At 54.8% G+C, this 16,088-nt stretch carries 20 protein-coding genes and 1 pseudogene; 8 read left to right on the top strand and 13 right to left on the bottom strand.

Annotated features, from left to right (window positions below; translation table 11 throughout):
- Positions 1-38: 38 nt before the first annotated feature.
- Positions 39-668 (bottom strand): 23S rRNA (uridine(2552)-2'-O)-methyltransferase RlmE, encoded by a 630-nt coding sequence (gene rlmE, locus F3I15_RS13635; protein WP_039382266.1) that lies wholly within the window; start codon positions 666-668, stop codon positions 39-41.
- 126 nt (positions 669-794) lie between these two features.
- On the opposite strand from rlmE, the gene yhbY reads away from it, so the two are divergent.
- Positions 795-1,088, top strand: a complete 294-nt coding sequence (gene yhbY, locus F3I15_RS13630) for a ribosome assembly RNA-binding protein YhbY (RefSeq protein ID WP_145339389.1) — start codon at positions 795-797, stop codon at positions 1,086-1,088.
- 121 nt (positions 1,089-1,209) lie between these two features.
- Here yhbY and greA read toward each other — a convergent pair whose 3' ends face one another.
- Positions 1,210-1,686, bottom strand: a complete 477-nt coding sequence (gene greA, locus F3I15_RS13625) for a transcription elongation factor GreA (protein ID WP_039382260.1) — start codon at positions 1,684-1,686, stop codon at positions 1,210-1,212.
- 246 nt (positions 1,687-1,932) lie between these two features.
- Between greA and dacB the strand changes: the two genes are divergently transcribed.
- The 3 genes from dacB to pmrB are packed head-to-tail and all read left to right on the top strand — an operon-like array spanning position 1,933 to position 5,086.
- Positions 1,933-3,366, top strand: coding sequence for a serine-type D-Ala-D-Ala carboxypeptidase (gene dacB / locus F3I15_RS13620; RefSeq protein WP_065650276.1), 1,434 nt, complete (start codon positions 1,933-1,935; stop codon positions 3,364-3,366).
- Entirely contained in the window at positions 3,366-4,028 is a 663-nt protein-coding gene (gene pmrA, locus F3I15_RS13615) for a two-component system response regulator PmrA (RefSeq protein ID WP_039382256.1), read from the top strand. The genes dacB and pmrA overlap by 1 nt, the downstream gene beginning before the upstream one ends.
- Complete coding sequence (gene pmrB, locus F3I15_RS13610) at positions 4,025-5,086, top strand: two-component system sensor histidine kinase PmrB (protein WP_150018265.1); 1,062 nt, start codon at positions 4,025-4,027, stop codon at positions 5,084-5,086. Before pmrA ends, pmrB begins: the two co-directional genes overlap by 4 nt.
- 56 nt (positions 5,087-5,142) lie before the next feature.
- Here the strand turns inward: pmrB and cgtA are convergent, their stop codons facing one another.
- From cgtA to rplU, 3 genes are all read right to left on the bottom strand, one after another.
- Positions 5,143-6,318 carry an Obg family GTPase CgtA gene (gene cgtA / locus F3I15_RS13605; protein WP_150018264.1) on the bottom strand — a complete coding sequence of 392 codons (1,176 nt, stop codon included), beginning with the start codon at positions 6,316-6,318 and terminating at the stop codon, positions 5,143-5,145.
- Positions 6,319-6,566: 248 nt separating this feature from the next.
- A complete protein-coding gene (rpmA, locus tag F3I15_RS13600; protein ID WP_039382249.1) occupies positions 6,567-6,824 on the bottom strand; it encodes a 50S ribosomal protein L27 in 258 nt (85 codons plus the stop codon).
- A gap of 15 nt (positions 6,825-6,839) precedes the next feature.
- Positions 6,840-7,151, bottom strand: coding sequence for a 50S ribosomal protein L21 (gene rplU, locus F3I15_RS13595; RefSeq protein WP_039382246.1), 312 nt, complete (start codon positions 7,149-7,151; stop codon positions 6,840-6,842).
- A 254-nt stretch (positions 7,152-7,405) separates the two neighbouring features.
- Here rplU and ispB point away from each other — a divergent pair, with 254 nt between their 5' ends.
- Positions 7,406-8,377, top strand: a complete 972-nt coding sequence (gene ispB / locus F3I15_RS13590) for an octaprenyl diphosphate synthase (RefSeq protein ID WP_039382243.1) — start codon at positions 7,406-7,408, stop codon at positions 8,375-8,377.
- Between the two features lie 225 nt (positions 8,378-8,602).
- Positions 8,603-8,896: a helix-turn-helix transcriptional regulator gene (locus tag F3I15_RS13585; protein ID WP_150018263.1), complete on the top strand. Its 294-nt coding sequence runs from the start codon at positions 8,603-8,605 to the stop codon at positions 8,894-8,896.
- Positions 8,897-8,952: 56 nt separating this feature from the next.
- Here F3I15_RS13585 and F3I15_RS18475 read toward each other — a convergent pair.
- The 8 genes and pseudogenes from F3I15_RS18475 to mlaF all read right to left on the bottom strand — a co-directional run.
- Positions 8,953-9,045: pseudogene (locus tag F3I15_RS18475) on the bottom strand (hypothetical protein); the annotation flags it as partial.
- Between the two features lie 57 nt (positions 9,046-9,102).
- Entirely contained in the window at positions 9,103-10,362 is a 1,260-nt protein-coding gene (murA, locus tag F3I15_RS13580) for a UDP-N-acetylglucosamine 1-carboxyvinyltransferase (protein ID WP_039382238.1), read from the bottom strand.
- Between the two features lie 46 nt (positions 10,363-10,408).
- A complete protein-coding gene (gene ibaG / locus F3I15_RS13575; RefSeq protein WP_039382236.1) occupies positions 10,409-10,666 on the bottom strand; it encodes a BolA family iron metabolism protein IbaG in 258 nt (85 codons plus the stop codon).
- Between the two features lie 114 nt (positions 10,667-10,780).
- Complete coding sequence (gene mlaB, locus F3I15_RS13570) at positions 10,781-11,086, bottom strand: lipid asymmetry maintenance protein MlaB (protein ID WP_039382234.1); 306 nt, start codon at positions 11,084-11,086, stop codon at positions 10,781-10,783.
- Positions 11,086-11,724 carry a phospholipid-binding protein MlaC gene (gene mlaC / locus F3I15_RS13565; RefSeq protein ID WP_150018262.1) on the bottom strand — a complete coding sequence of 213 codons (639 nt, stop codon included), beginning with the start codon at positions 11,722-11,724 and terminating at the stop codon, positions 11,086-11,088. The genes mlaB and mlaC overlap by 1 nt, the downstream gene beginning before the upstream one ends.
- A gap of 19 nt (positions 11,725-11,743) precedes the next feature.
- A complete protein-coding gene (mlaD, locus tag F3I15_RS13560; RefSeq protein WP_094110672.1) occupies positions 11,744-12,277 on the bottom strand; it encodes an outer membrane lipid asymmetry maintenance protein MlaD in 534 nt (177 codons plus the stop codon).
- A gap of 4 nt (positions 12,278-12,281) precedes the next feature.
- Positions 12,282-13,064 (bottom strand): lipid asymmetry maintenance ABC transporter permease subunit MlaE, encoded by a 783-nt coding sequence (mlaE, locus tag F3I15_RS13555; protein WP_039382227.1) that lies wholly within the window; start codon positions 13,062-13,064, stop codon positions 12,282-12,284.
- Positions 13,065-13,068: 4 nt separating this feature from the next.
- The gene (mlaF, locus tag F3I15_RS13550; protein ID WP_150018261.1) at positions 13,069-13,884 is read right to left on the bottom strand and encodes a phospholipid ABC transporter ATP-binding protein MlaF; all 816 of its coding nucleotides are present in this window, start codon (positions 13,882-13,884) and stop codon (positions 13,069-13,071) included.
- 225 nt (positions 13,885-14,109) lie between these two features.
- On the opposite strand from mlaF, the gene F3I15_RS13545 reads away from it, so the two are divergent.
- Both F3I15_RS13545 and kdsD read left to right on the top strand, forming a co-directional pair.
- Positions 14,110-15,093: a calcium/sodium antiporter gene (locus F3I15_RS13545; RefSeq protein WP_150018260.1), complete on the top strand. Its 984-nt coding sequence runs from the start codon at positions 14,110-14,112 to the stop codon at positions 15,091-15,093.
- A gap of 12 nt (positions 15,094-15,105) precedes the next feature.
- Complete coding sequence (gene kdsD, locus F3I15_RS13540; protein WP_150018259.1) at positions 15,106-16,086, top strand: arabinose-5-phosphate isomerase KdsD; 981 nt, start codon at positions 15,106-15,108, stop codon at positions 16,084-16,086.
- Positions 16,087-16,088 lie beyond the last annotated feature (2 nt).

Genomic DNA, 16,088 nt, shown 5'->3' with positions numbered 1-16,088 from the left:
ACGCACTATTCAGCTTGCTTTGACGCCGGTATTCAGGCCTACAGTTTGCGCCCTGTCGCCACAATATACACTTCACGTGAACGTAACCGCGAAGCGTCTGGCTTACGAATTTTCACTTTCGTAAATAGGGAGCGAATTTCCCGGAGGTATTCATCGAAGCCATCTCCCTGAAACACTTTCACAACAAAACTGCCGCCGGGAGCCAGTACATCCCGACACATTTCCAGCGCCAGTTCAACTAAATACATCGAACGAGGAATATCCACAGCCGGCGTACCGCTCATGTTGGGTGCCATATCTGACATCACCACCTGAACTTTCTGGTCCCCTACCCGCTCAAGCAGCGCTTTCAGCACGGCCTCGTCACGGAAGTCACCCTGCATAAAATCAACGCCGACAATCGGGTCCATTGGCAGCAGGTCGCAGGCAATCACCCGCCCGCTGTTGCCAATCTGCTGTACCACATATTGTGACCAGCCGCCGGGTGCCGCGCCTAAATCCACCACGGTCATACCGGGTTTAAACAGCTTGTCACCCTGCTGAATTTCATCAAGTTTAAACCAGGCGCGCGAACGCAGCCCTTTTTTCTGTGCCTGAAGCACATATTTATCGCTAAAGTGTTCCTGAAGCCAGCGACTGGAACTGGCCGAACGCTTTTTACCCGTCATAATTTTTCCAGTTAAATCGTCATCGTAGCGATAAATCAGCGCGCAATGGGTAGCGATGATTTGGCGATATACCCGAGATGGCGGTAGAATGACCCGTTTTCAATCCCTGAGTAAGCAAAAAATACGATGAATCTGAGTACCAAACAAAAACAGCACCTGAAAGGCCTGGCCCACCCACTGAAGCCGGTGGTCATGCTGGGCGGCAACGGCCTTACTGAAGGCGTGCTCGCCGAAATCGAACAGGCGCTTGACCATCACGAACTGATTAAGGTGAAAATTGCCTCAGAAGATCGCGAAACCAAGCAGCTGATCGTCGAGGCCATTGTGCGTGAAACCAAGGCCAGCAATGTGCAGGTTATCGGCAACGTGCTGGTGCTGTACCGCCCGGCGCAGGAGCGCAAAATCACGCTGCCTCGTTAAGCTATATACTAAGCGCGGCGCGGCGGGCAGAGAAAGTGCCACGCTCACGCATGCGATAAAAGGCCGCCATGCGGCCTTTTTCCTTTCTTTACATTCTGCCCGGCATGACAGCAGCGGGTGCTTACAGATATTCAACCTTCAGCACTTCATACTCCACGTCACCGCCTGGCGTTTTTACGATGGCTACGTCATCGGCCTCTTTACCCACCAGACCACGCGCCATTGGCGAGTTAACCGAGATCAGATTTTGTTTAAAATCTGCTTCATCGTCACCCACAATGCGGTAAGTAAACTCTTCGTCAGTATCTACATTCAGCACAGTTACCGTGGCACCGAAAATGACGCGACCGGTTTTTGGCATAGATGTGATGTCGATCACCTGCGCATTAGAAAGTTTAGCTTCAATCTCCTGAATACGCCCTTCGCAAAACCCCTGCTCTTCACGCGCAGCATGGTACTCGGCGTTCTCTTTCAGGTCGCCATGCTCACGAGCTTCAGCGATGGAGGCGATGATGCGCGGACGCTTTACGGTTTTCAGTTCGTTCAGCTCTTCACGCAGCTTCTCAGCGCCTTGTAACGTCATCGGAATCTGATTCATTTTGGCTCCTCGTCTCTATCCTGGTTAACGGTGTCATCCTGACTGGTGACAGCAGAATAATCGCTTCTGCGGCACACGGCCCCTTTTCAAAAGCAAAAGAACCCTGACCCGGAAAGCTTTCCGGGTCAGGGATCGGTTTTGCATTTTGATACGTATTTTACCCCAGAGTTCCCTGTGGGTCATCGTTTACTTTGCCCTGCCCGGGGACGTAGTATTGACGCCCCATCCGTCAGTTACCGCGAGATTATGCGATTTTCACGACTTGTTACCGGATTAACCTGCGCGGTAATGCTGCAGGCACAAGCGGCCCCCGTTGAAGAATACATGCAGTATTTACCTGACGGCGCGAACCTGGCGCTGATGGTACAGAAAGTGGGCGCATCAACCCCTATTATTGACTATCACGGAAAACAGATGGCTCTACCGGCCAGCACCATGAAAGTGATCACGGCGCTGGCAGCACTTCTGGAGCTGGGACCCGACTTCCGCTTTCAGACCACGCTTGAGACTCGCGGGGCCATTACCGACGGCACGCTGAACGGCGATCTGGTGGCCCGCTTTGGCGGCGATCCTACGCTGAGCAGGCAGAATCTGCGCAATATGGTCGCCGCGCTGAAGCAGCAGGGTATCACTCATATCAAAGGCAACCTGGTGATTGATACCTCCGTATTTGCCAGCCACGATATGGCTCCCGGCTGGCCCTGGAACGATCTGACTCAGTGCTTCAGCGCACCCCCCGGCGCGGCGATTGTCGACAAAAACTGCTTCTCGGTTTCGCTTTACAGTGGCAAAACTGCTGGTGAAACCGCCTTTGTGCGTATCGCGTCTTACTATCCGGCCCATATGTTCAGCCAGGTCCGGACGCTTGCCCCTAACAGCGGCGAAGGTCAGTATTGCGAGCTGGATGTAGTGCCTGGTGAGCTTAACCGTTATACGCTGACAGGCTGTATGCGCCAGCGGGCAGAACCGCTGCCGCTCGCCTTTGCGGTCCAGGATGATGCAGCCTGGTCGGGTGAAATCCTGAAAGGAATGCTGCGTGCGGCTGATATCGACTATAGCGGTCATCTGGTACGCCAGACGCAGGTCACGTCGCCGGGTACCGTGCTGGCCTCGACCCAATCTGCGCCGCTGCATACGCTACTGCGTATGATGCTGAAAAAGTCGGACAACATGATTGCGGATACCGTGTTCCGCACTATCGGCCATCACTACTTTAACGTGCCGGGTACGTTTCGTGCCGCCTCTGACGCCGTGCGTCGTATTCTGCGCGAAAAAGCGGGTATCGATATGGGCAACAGCATTCAGGTTGATGGTTCCGGCCTGTCGCGTCACGATTTGATCTCGCCGGAAACAATGATGCAGGTGCTGCAGTACATTGCCAAAAATGACGCCACGCTCAACTATATCTCTATGCTGCCACTGGCCGGCTACGACGGCACGCTGCAGTATCGTGGCGGTCTCCATGAAGCGGGTCTCGATGGCAAAGTCTCAGCAAAAACCGGTTCTCTGCAGGGCGTCTATAATCTGGCAGGGTTTATCACCACCTCCAGCGGTGCGCGCGTCGCCTTTGTGCAGTTCCTGTCAGGCTATGCCGTACCCCCGGAAAATCAGAAAACGCGGCGTATTCCGCTGGTTCGCTTTGAAAGCCGCCTCTACACGGACATTAACAAAAACAACTAATGAAATTGTTGATTGTTGAAGATGATGCGCTGCTGCAGTCGGGCCTGGCACAGGCGCTGGGCGCTAAGGGCTATGCAACAGATTGCGCCAGCAGCGCCGCAGAGAGTAATGCGCTGTTGCGCAGCGGTCAGTATACGCTGATCGTGCTGGATCTTGGCCTGCCGGATCGCGACGGCGCTTCGCTGCTGCGCCAGTGGCGGCGCGAGGGCGTTGCGATCCCGGTGCTGATCCTCACGGCGCGTGATGCGCTGGAGGATCGCGTGGAGGGCCTGGATGCCGGCGCGGATGATTATCTGATCAAGCCTTTTGCACTGGCAGAGCTGCAGGCGCGGGTTCGGGCGCTGATCCGCCGCTATCAGGGTCACAGCGATAACCAGCTGCAACAGGGCGATCTGACGCTCAATCTCAGCACCCAGCAGGTGCTGCTTGAAAATCAGTCGGTAGATATTACGCCGAAAGAGTTTGCGCTGCTGACGCGCCTGCTGATGCGTATCGGACAAAATGTGCATCGCGAAACGCTGCAGCAGGATCTCTATAGCTGGAACGACGATCCCGGATCGAACACGCTGGAAGTGCACATTCATAATCTGCGCCGCAAGCTGGGAAAAGATCGGATTAAAACGGTGCGCGGTGTGGGCTACCGGCTGGAACTGCGCGAATGAACAGTATGCGGCAGCGCTTACTGATTATGCTGGCGCTGATCCTGCTTATCTGTCAGGTCATGAGCGTGATCTGGCTCTGGCATGAGAGCCGGGAGCAGATCAGCTTTCTTGTTAATGAGACGCTCTCGGCTCAGGCGCGCAATCAGCGGGTCGAGAATGAGATCCGCGAAGCGATCGCTTCGCTGCTGCTGCCCTCACTGGTGATGGTATGCCTGACGCTGCTGCTCTCGTTCTGGGCGATTAACTGGATTATTCGCCCGCTTAAGCTGCTGCAGGATAGCCTGGCGCATCGTTCCGCCGACAACCTCACTCCCCTGCCAGTGTATGCAGATATGGATGAAATCGTTGCGGTTACCGGCGCCATCAACCAGCTCTTCTCCCGTCTGGACCATACGCTGCAGCAGGAGCGGCTTTTTACCGCCGATGCTGCCCATGAACTGCGTACGCCACTGGCCGGGCTGCGGCTGCATCTGGAACTGCTGCAGCAGCAGCAGGTGCCGCAGAGTGAAATGCTGATTAGCCGCATCGATCAGCTGATGCACACCGTAGAGCAGCTACTCATGCTGTCACGTGCCGGCCAGGCGCTGGCGGGCGGACACTATCAGCAGCTGTGGTGGCTGCAGGATATCATGCAGCCGCTGAAACCAGAGATGGATGAGCTGCTGCTACAGCGTCAGCAGCGGCTGCGCTGGCCAGAGGGGAGTGATATCCCGCAGCAGGGCGAAGCGGTACTGTTGCGCCTGATGCTGCGCAATTTGCTGGAGAACGCCTCGCGCTATAGCCCGGAAAACAGCGAGGTGCAGGTTAAGCTATACCGGGATGCGCAGCAGGTAACAGCAGAAGTATGGGATGAAGGGCCGGGTATTGATGCCGGAGCCGCAGAGGAGTTAACCCAGGCCTTTCGCCGTCGCGATCAGCGCTACGGCGGCAGCGGACTGGGTCTGAATATTGTGCTGCGTATCGTGCAAATGCACCGCGGTACGCTGACGCTGGAAAACCGTGAAGACCGCAGCGGACTGATTGCCCGCTGTACGCTGCCATATCAGATCAATGGCTAAAGGCTCCGCTGCTTTTCAGATAAAAAAAGCGGCCCGAAGGCCGCTTTTAGCTGTGATTAACGCTGATAGATAATTTCGACGCCTTCGTCGTCTTCATCATCCCAGTCGTCATCCCAGTCATCATCTTCTTCCACTTCCTGAGCGGTTTCCAGCGCTTCACGATGGTAATCATCCCACATGAACGCGACCTTCTCAGGCTGCTTCTCTTCCTGTTCCGCTTCTTTAGGATTAGCGATGATAAAGCTCATCACATCCCAGCAGAGTTCATTAACGCCGGTACGGCTGGCGGCAGAGATAAGGTAATATTTTTCATCCCAGCCGAGTGCCTCTGCAATCGCTTTAGCACGGCTCTCAGCCTCTTCCTGACTCAGCAGGTCAGTTTTGTTAAACACCAGCCAGCGCGGCTTCTGATAGAGCTTATCGCTATATTTTTCCAGCTCGCCAAGAATGATGCGGGCGTTTTCAACTGGATCGGTCTCGTCGATAGGCGCAATGTCGATCAGGTGCAGCAGAACGCGACAGCGCTCAAGATGCTTCAGAAAGCGAATGCCCAGTCCGGCACCTTCCGCTGCGCCTTCAATCAGCCCCGGGATATCTGCCACGACAAAGCTTTTTTCACTGTCCATGCGCACAACGCCCAGGCTGGGAACCAGCGTGGTAAACGGATAGTCCGCCACTTTTGGCTTCGCTGCAGAGACGGCGCGAATAAAGGTCGATTTACCCGCATTCGGCAGACCCAGCATGCCGACATCGGCCAGCAGCATCAGCTCCAGCTGCAGATCGCGTTTCTCGCCTGGGGTACCCATGGTTTTCTGGCGCGGCGTGCGGTTAACCGAGGATTTAAAACGCGTGTTGCCAAGACCGTGCCAGCCGCCTTTCGCTACCATCAGCTTCTGCTCATGGCGCGTCATATCGCCCAGCGTTTCACCGGTGCCCTGATCGATTATGCGCGTACCGACCGGCACTTTGATGGTGACATCTTTACCACGTTTGCCGGTGCAGTCGCGGCTCTGACCATTCTGGCCGCGCTCAGCGCGGAACGCTTTTTCAAAGCGATAATCGATCAGGGTATTGAGGTTTTCATCTGCCAGCAGATAGACGTCACCGCCGTCACCGCCGTCACCGCCGTCCGGGCCGCCTTTCGGAATATATTTCTCACGGCGGAAGCTAACGCAACCGTTGCCGCCATCGCCTGCGACCACAAGGATCGTCGCTTCATCAACAAACTTCATTCTATTTCTCCGTCACACTGTCGTCTGTCGCTGCAGAGAGCGGCAGACGGGTCCGCCAGGGTCTTCTGTGCTGACCGGCGGCGGATAATGCAAATTTGGTAATATGATATGTACAGAAAGTGTACAACAAACCGCGCAGCTCAGTTAGCGGGGATTCGATAACCGGCCGCAGAATGTAAAAAGCCCCGCAAAGCTGCGGGGCCTTTCCTTCGTGTGTTCAGACGATTATCGTCTGCAGCACGACAACCTTACTCAGCAACGATGCTGATATATTTACGGTTGTTCGGGCCTTTCACTTCGAATTTAACTTTGCCGTCTGTGGTAGCAAACAGGGTGTGGTCACGACCACAGCCTACATTGGTACCGGCGTGGAACTTGGTGCCACGCTGACGAACGATGATGCTACCTGCCAGAACAGATTCACCACCGAAACGCTTAACACCCAGACGTTTTGCGTTGGAGTCGCGACCGTTACGGGTCGAACCACCAGCCTTTTTATGTGCCATTTGTCAGATCTCCTCTTACGCGCTGATCGTCGTGATTTTCACATCAGTGAACCACTGACGGTGACCAGCTTGCTTACGGTAGTGTTTACGACGACGAAACTTAACAATCTTAATTTTTTCGCCGCGACCGTGAGCAACAACTTCTGCCTTGATCATTCCGCCTGAAACCAGTGGCGCGCCGATTTTCACGTCTTCGCCATTTGCAATCATCAGAACCTGGTCGAACTCAATGGTTTCGCCGGTTGCGATGTCCAGCTTTTCCAGGCGAACGGTCTGACCTTCGCTTACTCGGTGTTGTTTACCACCACTTTGGAAAACCGCGTACATATAAAACTCCGCTTCTGCGCTTGCCTTTCTGTGTAATCAGGCGGCGCGATAATATTCACAATAGGGCGCGAATTCTACGCAAATATCCAGCAGAAAACAAGCGCACTTTGCACTCTCCTGCAGAAAAAAAGCGCAGAGTGAATGCAACCGTTTCTCATCCTGAATTTTCAAGTACAATCAGTAACAGATTACCTGAACTCACGCTGGGTAAAAGCGCCTACCATGCAAAAAACGAGTCAAAGCTGAACAGACGAATGAACCTAGAACAAATTAACGAACTAACCGCGCAGGACATGGCGGCCGTCAACCAGACCATCCTCGACCAGCTGAATTCAGATGTCTCACTGATCAACCAGTTGGGCTACTACATTGTCAGCGGCGGAGGTAAACGCATTCGTCCGATGATTGCCGTGCTTTCAGCGCGGGCGCTCAACTATCAGGGTTCGCTGCATGTCACTAACGCAGCGCTGATTGAATTTATCCATACGGCAACGCTGCTGCATGATGACGTGGTGGATGAGTCTGACATGCGGCGCGGCAAAGCGACCGCGAATGCGGCGTTTGGTAATGCCGCCAGCGTGCTGGTGGGTGATTTTATCTATACGCGCGCTTTTCAGATGATGACCAGCCTCGGATCCTTAAAGATCCTCGCGCTGATGTCAGAAGCGGTGAATGTGATCGCCGAAGGCGAAGTGCTGCAGCTGATGAACTGTAACGATCCTGACATCACTGAAGAGAGCTACATGCGCGTCATCTACAGTAAAACGGCGCGTCTGTTTGAAGCTGCTTCTCAGGCCTCCGCGATTCTGGCAGAGGCTTCGCCCGCTCAGGAGAAAGCGCTGCAGGATTATGGTCGCTACCTTGGCACCGCTTTCCAGTTAATTGACGATCTGCTCGACTACAGCGCAGATGGCGAAACGCTGGGTAAAAATACCGGTGACGATCTCAGCGAAGGGAAACCGACGCTGCCCCTGCTGCATGCTATGCATCATGGCACACCCGAGCAGGCCGCTATGATCCGCAGCGCGATTGAGGAAGGCAACGGGCGCCATTTGCTGGAGCCGGTGCTGGCCGCTATGCAGCAGACAGGTTCGCTGGAGTGGACGCGCAAACGCGCTGAAGAAGAAGCGGATAAAGCGATCGCCGCGTTACAGCTGCTGCCTGAGAGTCCGTGGCGTACTGCGCTCGAAGCGCTGGCGCATATGTCAGTGCAGCGCGACTTTTAATCTCCGACGGAGCCGCCCGGCTCCGTTTTTTATTCCCCGCCGTTTCCTGCATCATTTGCATAATTTTGCACGCTTTTTGCGAATACCCGCCAGATTTTGCTACCTGGGTGTAACAATTACTGGAAATTAATGGAACCTTTTTGCTATATAGAGCCGTTAATTTCCAGTTTTACCCTTCACTGCTGCAGCAGCGATTACGCATTACATGGATATGGAGAACAAGTTATGCAGACAAGGAAAGAGGATTGGCATCCTGCAGATATTATCGCAGCGCTACGCAAACGTGGCACTTCACTGGCGGCTCTGTCACGTGCGTCAGGGCTTTGCTCTTCAACGCTCGCCAATGCGCTGTCTCGTCCCTGGCCCAAAGGTGAGTGGCTTATCGCGATGGCGCTTGAGGTGCATCCGGCAGAAATCTGGCCAAGCCGCTACTACGATCCTGACACCCTGCTTCTGCTGGATCGCAAAAAGCGGATCCGATCGCCCGATAGTCTGAAAAAGATCCCGGCTAAAAAATAAGAAAAAAAAACCAGCCACGCTGCTGTGACTGGTTCTGGTTCGTCATACTGACTGGCTTATTCGCCGCTGATACGCTCGATGTTCGCGCCCATCGCTTTGAGCTTATCTTCGATATGCTCATAGCCGCGATCGATATGGTAAATCCGGTCANAAAAAAAAACCAGCCACGCTGCTGTGACTGGTTCTGGTTCGTCATACTGACTGGCTTATTCGCCGCTGATACGCTCGATGTTCGCGCCCATCGCTTTGAGCTTATCTTCGATATGCTCATAGCCGCGATCGATATGGTAAATCCGGTCAACAACCGTAGTGCCTTCAGCAATACAGCCTGCCAGTACCAGACTCGCCGAAGCACGTAAATCGGTCGCCATAACCTGTGCACCCGAGAGCGTTTCCACACCGTGACAAATCGCCGTGTTGCTCTCGATTTCCGCATGCGCACCCATACGGATCAGTTCCGGGATGTGCATAAAGCGGTTTTCAAAGATGGTTTCCGTGATCACGCCCGTGCCTTCCGCCAGCAGGTTCAGCAGAGTGAACTGCGCCTGCATATCGGTTGGAAAACCCGGATGCGGTGCAGTGCGGATATTCACCGCTTTTGGCCGCTTGCCGTGCATATCAAGGCTAATCCAGTCATCACCGGTTTCAATTTCAGCACCCGCGTCGCGCAGTTTCGCCAGCACCGCATCCAGCGTATCCGGCTGTGCATTGCGGCAGATGACTTTGCCACGCGAGATAGCCGCAGCCACAAGGAAGGTGCCGGTTTCGATACGATCCGGCAGCACGCGATAGACACCGCCACCCAGACGTTCTACACCTTCAATCGTAATTTTGTCCGTGCCTGCGCCAGAAATTTTGGCACCCAGCGTATTGAGGAAGTTTGCCGTATCAACAATCTCCGGCTCGCGCGCCGCGTTCTCGATTACCGTGGTGCCGGTTGCCAGCGTTGCCGCACTCATAATGGTTACGGTCGCGCCGACGCTGACTTTATCCATAACAATGTGCGCGCCCTTCAGGCGACCATTGACCGAGGCTTTAACATAGCCCTCTTCCAGCTTGATCTCCGCGCCGAGCTGTTCCAGGCCGGTGATATGCAGATCGACCGGACGGGCACCAATCGCGCAGCCGCCCGGCAGTGATACCTGACCCTGACCAAATCGTGCCACCAGCGGTCCGAGCGCCCAGATAGAAGCACGCATCGTTTTAACCAGATCGTAGGGAGCGCTGAAGACGTTAACTTCGCGCGCATCAACATGCACCGAACCGTTACGCTCTGTGCGTGCACCCAGCAGGCTCAGCAGCTTCATGGTGGTATCAATATCACGCAGCTGCGGGACATTCTGAATTTCTACCGGCTCTTCTGCCAGCAGCGCGGCAAACAGAATCGGCAGCGCTGCATTTTTTGCGCCGGAAATGGTCACTTCACCACTTAAGCGGGTGGGGCCTTGCACACGAAATTTGTCCATTAACACGGCTCTCAATTATCTATCAACAAAACAACCAGACTGGTACTCAGAATCCGTTAAGTTTACGGTCGCGAGCCCACTCAGCGGGGGTATAAGTCTTGATGGAAACCGCATGAATGCGATTATCCGCAATGTATTCCATCAGCGGCGCATAAACAGCCTGCTGTTTTTTTACCCGGCTCAGTTCACCAAACATTTCGCCCACGGCGATTACCTGGAAATGGCTGCCGTCGTTGCTCATCACGTGGACTTCATCTAATGACAGCGCCTGCATCAGGACTGCCTGAACTTCACTATTTTCCATGGTTTATAACTTCACTTGATAATAATAAGGCGGATATCTTAGAGGAAAGCGGCTGAGTCTTAAATATGCAAAAGCCCCTGAACGCATCAGGGGCCTGGTTTTTCAGCCGTCAGATCAGACGCTTTTCTCCGCAGAAACAATAATCTGCTGAAGATTATAAAGCGTAATAAGAGAATGGAGTTTATCTGTCACACCCGTGAACAGCGGCGTACTTCCCTGCGCGCGTACCATCTCGCGCAGATGCACCAGCAGCGCCAGCCCGGCCGAATCAACCCGTTCCAGCGCCGCGACATCAATGACGTTTATATTCTGCATAACCGTTTCACGCTGCTGCCATAGTGTCAGCAGCGTATCCCGGTCAAGCTTGCCGCTCAGTACCAGCGTATCAGTACTGCGCTGCCAGCGTAACGATTCACTCATTATTGCTGTTTATCCAGTGTAATAGGTTGTGCCGCGTAGGTTTTCAGCTGTGCAGTCAGGCCATCGATGCCTTTAGTGCGCAGCAGATCGCTCCACTCATTCTGCTTGGTGGTGATCATACTGATCCCTTCGGCAATCATATCGTAAGCCTGCCATTTTCCGCTCTGGCTGTTTTTACGCCACTGAAAATCGAGGCGCACCGGCGGACGGCCGTTAGGATCAACAATGGTGACGCGAATAGCCACAATATTGGCATCGCCCAGCGGTTTTTCTGGCTGAATCTGATAAGTCTGACCATGATACAGCGCCAGCGCCTGCCCGTAAGCCTGGGCCAGGTAGTCACCGAATGCGGCAAAATAGGCGTCGCGCTGTGCCGGCGTCGCTTCACGATAGTAGCGGCCTAAAACCAGCGCGCCGGCATATTTGATCTGCACATAGGGCAGCAGCTCCTGGCGTACAATGTCACGCAGATAGTTAGGATCCTGCTTGATTTTCGGCTGCTCATTTTTCAGCCGGGTGAAGGTTTTGGCTGCGGCTTCGTTCATCAGCTTGTACGGATTACTCTGGTTCGTATCCGCTGCCGTGGCAGCCAGGGGAGCGATTGCCAGCAGGGCAACCATCAGAAAACGTTTCAACATCGTGTTTTACCTCTCTGGATTATTCCGTTGTGGCAGGCGCAGGTGCACGCTCGCCATCCTGTGACTGATTCTCTTTGCTGCCGTCGCCGCTTTTATACAGGAACTGACCAATCAGATCCTCAAGCACCAGGGCAGATTTGGTGTCGCGCAACGTTCCGCCATCTTTCAGCATAGCTGAACCGAGATCCGGATCGTCAAAGCCCAGATTCAGTGCCAGAAACTGTTCGCCCAGCAAACCCTGCGTACGAATAGCCAGAGAACTGGTATCCGGGATTTTATCGGCATACTGTTCGCTGATATCCATGGTCACGCGCGGTGACAGGCTTTTCTCATCCAGTGAAATATCCGTTACGCGGCCAATGACGACACCGCCAATTTTCACCGGTGAACTGATTTTCAGGCCGCCAATATTGTCAAAGGTGGCGTAGAGCTTCCACGTGGGCTCGGTGCCCAGCGATTTGAGATCGGCCACGCGCAGACTGAGAAACAGCAGCGCCACCAGCGCCGCCAGCATAAATACCCCTACCCAAATTTCATTTTTCTTGCTTTGCATTGCATCAGTTCCCAAACATCAGTGCGGTCAGCACAAAATCAAGCCCAAGCACCGCCAGTGAAGCGTGTACGACGGTACGCGTTGTTGCCCGGCTGATACCTTCCGATGTCGGAATCGCATCGTAGCCGTTAAACAGCGCAATCCAGGTTACCGTAATGGCAAAAACTGCGCTCTTGATCAGGCAGTTAAGGACATCATTATGAAAATCTACCGCGCTTTGCATCGCGGACCAGAAAAAGCCCGGATCGATACCCTTCCAGCCAACGCCAACCAGTGCACCACCGGCAATACCGACGGCCGTAAAAATCAGCGTTAACAGCGGCATGCTGATAAAGCCCGCCCAGAAGCGTGGCGAGACCACGCGGCGCAGCGGATCCACCGCCATCATCTCCATACTGGAGAGCTGCTCTGTGGCTTTCATCAGGCCAATCTCTGCCGTCAGCGCTGAGCCGGCTCGCCCGGCAAACAGCAGCGCCGTAACAACCGGCCCCAGCTCGCGCAGCAGCGACAGCGCTACCAGCATGCCAAGACTGGTCTCCGCGCTGTAGGTGGTCAGCACCAGATATCCCTGCAGTCCCAGCACCATGCCGATAAACAGACCAGAAACCACAATAATCAGCAGCGAGAGTACGCCAACGCTGTAAAGCTGCCTGATCAACAATGGAGCATGGCGGCGAAAAGCGGGTTTTCCCACCAGCGCATGAAACAGCATCAGACCGGCCCGACCAAAGGTCGCACAGCTGTTTATTCCCCGACGCCCGAACGACGCCAGTGCCTGTAACACCATGAGTTTACTCTCTCCCTGTCCGGGTCAAATCACTAAGATAGTCGCCGGCGGCGAAACGAAACGGCACCGGACCATCAGCATGCCCATCGATAAACTGGCGTACGCGCGGATCGGCGTTCTCCTTCAGCTGCCGGGTGCTGCCTTCGGCAATGATTTTTTGCCCGGCAACAATATAGGCGTGATCGGCGATGCTCAGGACTTCAGGCACATCATGCGATACCACAATACAGGTCACGCCGAGCGAGTGGTTCAGCTCATCAATCAGCTTGACCAGCACGCCCATGGTTATTGGATCCTGCCCCACAAACGGCTCATCAAACATGATGAGTTCCGGTTCCAGCGCAATGGCACGTGCCAGCGCAGCGCGTCGTGCCATCCCGCCGGAGAGTTCTGCCGGCATAAGTTTTGCCGCGCCGCGCAGTCCGACCGCTTCAAGCTTCATCATCACCGTGCTGTGCAGCAGTTCCGGCGGCAGCTGAGTGTGCTCGCGCAGCGGCCAGGCGACGTTTTCATAAACGTTGAGATCGGTAAAGAGCGCGCCTGACTGAAACAGCATGCTCATTTTCTTGCGGGCTTCATAGAGCTTGCGCCGTGACAGGCCGGGAATATTCTGGCCCTGAAACCAGATTTCGCCGTGGTCAGGCTGCAGCTGACCGCCAATCAGGCGTAACAGCGTAGTTTTTCCGATACCGGAAGGTCCCATAATCGCGGTCACTTTGCCCGCCGGAACCGTAAGTGAAATATCATCGAATATCGTGCGATCGCCACGGGTGAAACTCACACCGCGCACCTCGACCAGATTCGTTTGCTGCTGAGTCATTATTACCTCGTTAAGCGGGTCGGGCGTACTAAATGGGGTGGATGGTAGCCTGGTAAACCGCAATTCACGATAGTTTTACAGAAACTTACCGGTTCAGTGTGGCGAAAACGGTCATTAAATTTACTTTTGTCGCTCAGAGAGTCAAAATCAGCGGCTGACTCCCCCGCATCTCAGGCTTTTTTGCCGGCCAGGGTCCGCCGGCACCGTATCCATCAAGGATTTTTCATGTTTGTAGCTACCGCCCTGTTGTTTATCGGATTGCTGTTACTGGTTTACGGGGCCGATCGACTGGTCTTCAGCGTCGCCATTCTGTGCCGCTCGTTTGGTATTCCGCCGCTGATTATTGGCATGACGGTAGTCAGTATCGGCACATCGCTGCCGGAGCTGATTATTTCGTTTTCAGCTGCGCAACATGGACAGATGGATTTGGCTGTAGGCACCGCGCTGGGCTCAAACATTACGAATATCCTGTTAATTCTGGGTGGCGCCGCGCTGCTTCATCCTTTAACCGTACACTCCAATTTGATTCGGCGCGAACTTCCACTGCTGCTGCTGGTCTCTTTGCTGAGCGGCATTATGCTGTTTGATAATTACCTGAGCCGGCTGGATGGTGTGGCGCTGTTGCTGATGGCGCTGTTCTATCTGCTGATCGTGATCCGCATTGCCCGCCGCGCCGGACATGACAACAGCGATACACTCACCCGGGAACAGCTGGCAGAACTGCCGCGCGATGAAGCGGGTAACACGGTAGCCTTTCTCTGGCTGGCGGTCGCGCTGATTATATTGCCGATGTCGACCCGTATGGTTATCGACAATGCCACCGTCTTTGCTGATTACTTTGGCGTAAGCGAGCTGGTGATGGGACTGACGCTTATTGCGGTAGGGACCAGTCTGCCGGAGCTGGCCACGGTTGTCGCGGGTGCGCTGAAAGGTGAAGATGATATGGCGATTGGTAATCTGATCGGCGCCAACATTTTCAACCTGGCGATTGTTCTTGGCCTGCCCGCGCTGTTTCATCCGGGCGAGGTCAATCCGCTCGCGTTTAGCCGTGATTACTGGGTCATGCTCGGCGTCAGCGTACTGTTTGCCCTGTTTTGTCTGCTGCGTAAGCGGCGCGTCGGCCGGATAGCCGGCGCGCTGTTACTGAGCGGATTTCTTCTCTGGGTGCTATGGCTGTGGCTCAGCCCCACCCTTCTTACTGGCTATTAAGGATGCACTGATATGTCACAGCAGCATGCAGAGTTTGATTTTCAGCAGGCGGGTAAAAAGGTTCTGCGCATCGAACGTGAAGGTCTTAAACAGCTTGATCAGTATATCAATGACGACTTCAGCCGCGCCTGCCAGCTGCTTTATGCCTGCCAGGGCAAAGTCGTGGTGATGGGCATGGGCAAATCAGGACATATCGGTAAGAAAATGGCCGCGACCTTTGCCAGCACCGGCACCGCCTCCTTTTTTGTGCATCCGGGCGAGGCGAGCCATGGCGACCTCGGCATGGTGAGCGCCAGCGATGTGGTTATCGCCATCTCGAACAGCGGCGAATCAGCAGAGATCCTGGCGCTGATCCCGGTGCTGAAGCGACAGAAAGTGCAGCTGATCTGTATGACCAGCCGCCCGGAGAGCGCCATGGGCCGCGCGGCAGATGTTCACCTGTGTGTGAAAGTGCCGCAGGAAGCGTGCCCGCTTGGACTGGCGCCCACGTCCAGCACCACGGCAACGCTGGTGATGGGCGATGCGCTGGCGGTGGCGCTGCTTGAAGCGCGCGGTTTTACGCCAGAGGATTTTGCGCTGTCGCACCCTGGCGGCGCGCTGGGTCGCAAACTGCTGCTGCACGTCAGCGACATTATGCACAGCGGCGATGAAATTCCGCACGTCACGCGCGAGGCGTCGCTGCGTGATGCCCTGCTGGAGATCACGCGCAAAAACCTCGGCCTCACGGTGATCGTCGATGACTTAATGAAAATTGAAGGGATTTTTACCGATGGCGATCTGCGCCGTATTTTTGATATGGGCGTCGATTTTCAGTCAGCGCGTATTCAGGACGTCATGACGCGTGGCGGCATCCGCGTCCGGCCAAATATGCTGGCGGTAGAGGCCCTGAATCTGATGCAAAATAAAAATATCACTGCCGTACTGGTAGCCGATGAAGATCGGCTGCTGGGCGTCGTCCACATGCATGACATGCTGCGCGCTGGCGTAGTCTGAAC

Source organism: Pantoea sp. M_9 (genome assembly GCF_008631385.1).
GTDB classification, from domain to species: Bacteria; Pseudomonadota; Gammaproteobacteria; order Enterobacterales; family Enterobacteriaceae; genus Pantoea; species Pantoea eucrina.
This window is presented reverse-complemented; position numbering and strand designations above follow the sequence as displayed.

Bases quoted from the DNA above. Each gene is read 5' to 3' on its own strand.
- pmrB (WP_150018265.1), top strand. From the start codon at position 4,025: ATGAACAGTATGCGGCAGCGCTTACTGATTATGCTGGCGCTGATCCTG.
- F3I15_RS13585 (WP_150018263.1), top strand. From the start codon at position 8,603: ATGCAGACAAGGAAAGAGGATTGGCATCCTGCAGATATTATCGCAGCG.
- pmrA (WP_039382256.1), top strand. From the start codon at position 3,366: ATGAAATTGTTGATTGTTGAAGATGATGCGCTGCTGCAGTCGGGCCTG.
- mlaD (WP_094110672.1), bottom strand. From the start codon at position 12,277: ATGCAAAGCAAGAAAAATGAAATTTGGGTAGGGGTATTTATGCTGGCG.
- mlaE (WP_039382227.1), bottom strand. From the start codon at position 13,064: ATGGTGTTACAGGCACTGGCGTCGTTCGGGCGTCGGGGAATAAACAGC.
- yhbY (WP_145339389.1), top strand. From the start codon at position 795: ATGAATCTGAGTACCAAACAAAAACAGCACCTGAAAGGCCTGGCCCAC.
- murA (WP_039382238.1), bottom strand. From the start codon at position 10,362: ATGGACAAATTTCGTGTGCAAGGCCCCACCCGCTTAAGTGGTGAAGTG.
- ispB (WP_039382243.1), top strand. From the start codon at position 7,406: ATGAACCTAGAACAAATTAACGAACTAACCGCGCAGGACATGGCGGCC.
- rpmA (WP_039382249.1), bottom strand. From the start codon at position 6,824: ATGGCACATAAAAAGGCTGGTGGTTCGACCCGTAACGGTCGCGACTCC.
- kdsD (WP_150018259.1), top strand. From the start codon at position 15,106: ATGTCACAGCAGCATGCAGAGTTTGATTTTCAGCAGGCGGGTAAAAAG.
- dacB (WP_065650276.1), top strand. From the start codon at position 1,933: ATGCGATTTTCACGACTTGTTACCGGATTAACCTGCGCGGTAATGCTG.
- cgtA (WP_150018264.1), bottom strand. From the start codon at position 6,318: ATGAAGTTTGTTGATGAAGCGACGATCCTTGTGGTCGCAGGCGATGGC.
- rplU (WP_039382246.1), bottom strand. From the start codon at position 7,151: ATGTACGCGGTTTTCCAAAGTGGTGGTAAACAACACCGAGTAAGCGAA.
- greA (WP_039382260.1), bottom strand. From the start codon at position 1,686: ATGAATCAGATTCCGATGACGTTACAAGGCGCTGAGAAGCTGCGTGAA.
- mlaC (WP_150018262.1), bottom strand. From the start codon at position 11,724: ATGTTGAAACGTTTTCTGATGGTTGCCCTGCTGGCAATCGCTCCCCTG.
- F3I15_RS13545 (WP_150018260.1), top strand. From the start codon at position 14,110: ATGTTTGTAGCTACCGCCCTGTTGTTTATCGGATTGCTGTTACTGGTT.
- rlmE (WP_039382266.1), bottom strand. From the start codon at position 668: ATGACGGGTAAAAAGCGTTCGGCCAGTTCCAGTCGCTGGCTTCAGGAA.
- mlaF (WP_150018261.1), bottom strand. From the start codon at position 13,884: ATGACTCAGCAGCAAACGAATCTGGTCGAGGTGCGCGGTGTGAGTTTC.
- ibaG (WP_039382236.1), bottom strand. From the start codon at position 10,666: ATGGAAAATAGTGAAGTTCAGGCAGTCCTGATGCAGGCGCTGTCATTA.
- mlaB (WP_039382234.1), bottom strand. From the start codon at position 11,086: ATGAGTGAATCGTTACGCTGGCAGCGCAGTACTGATACGCTGGTACTG.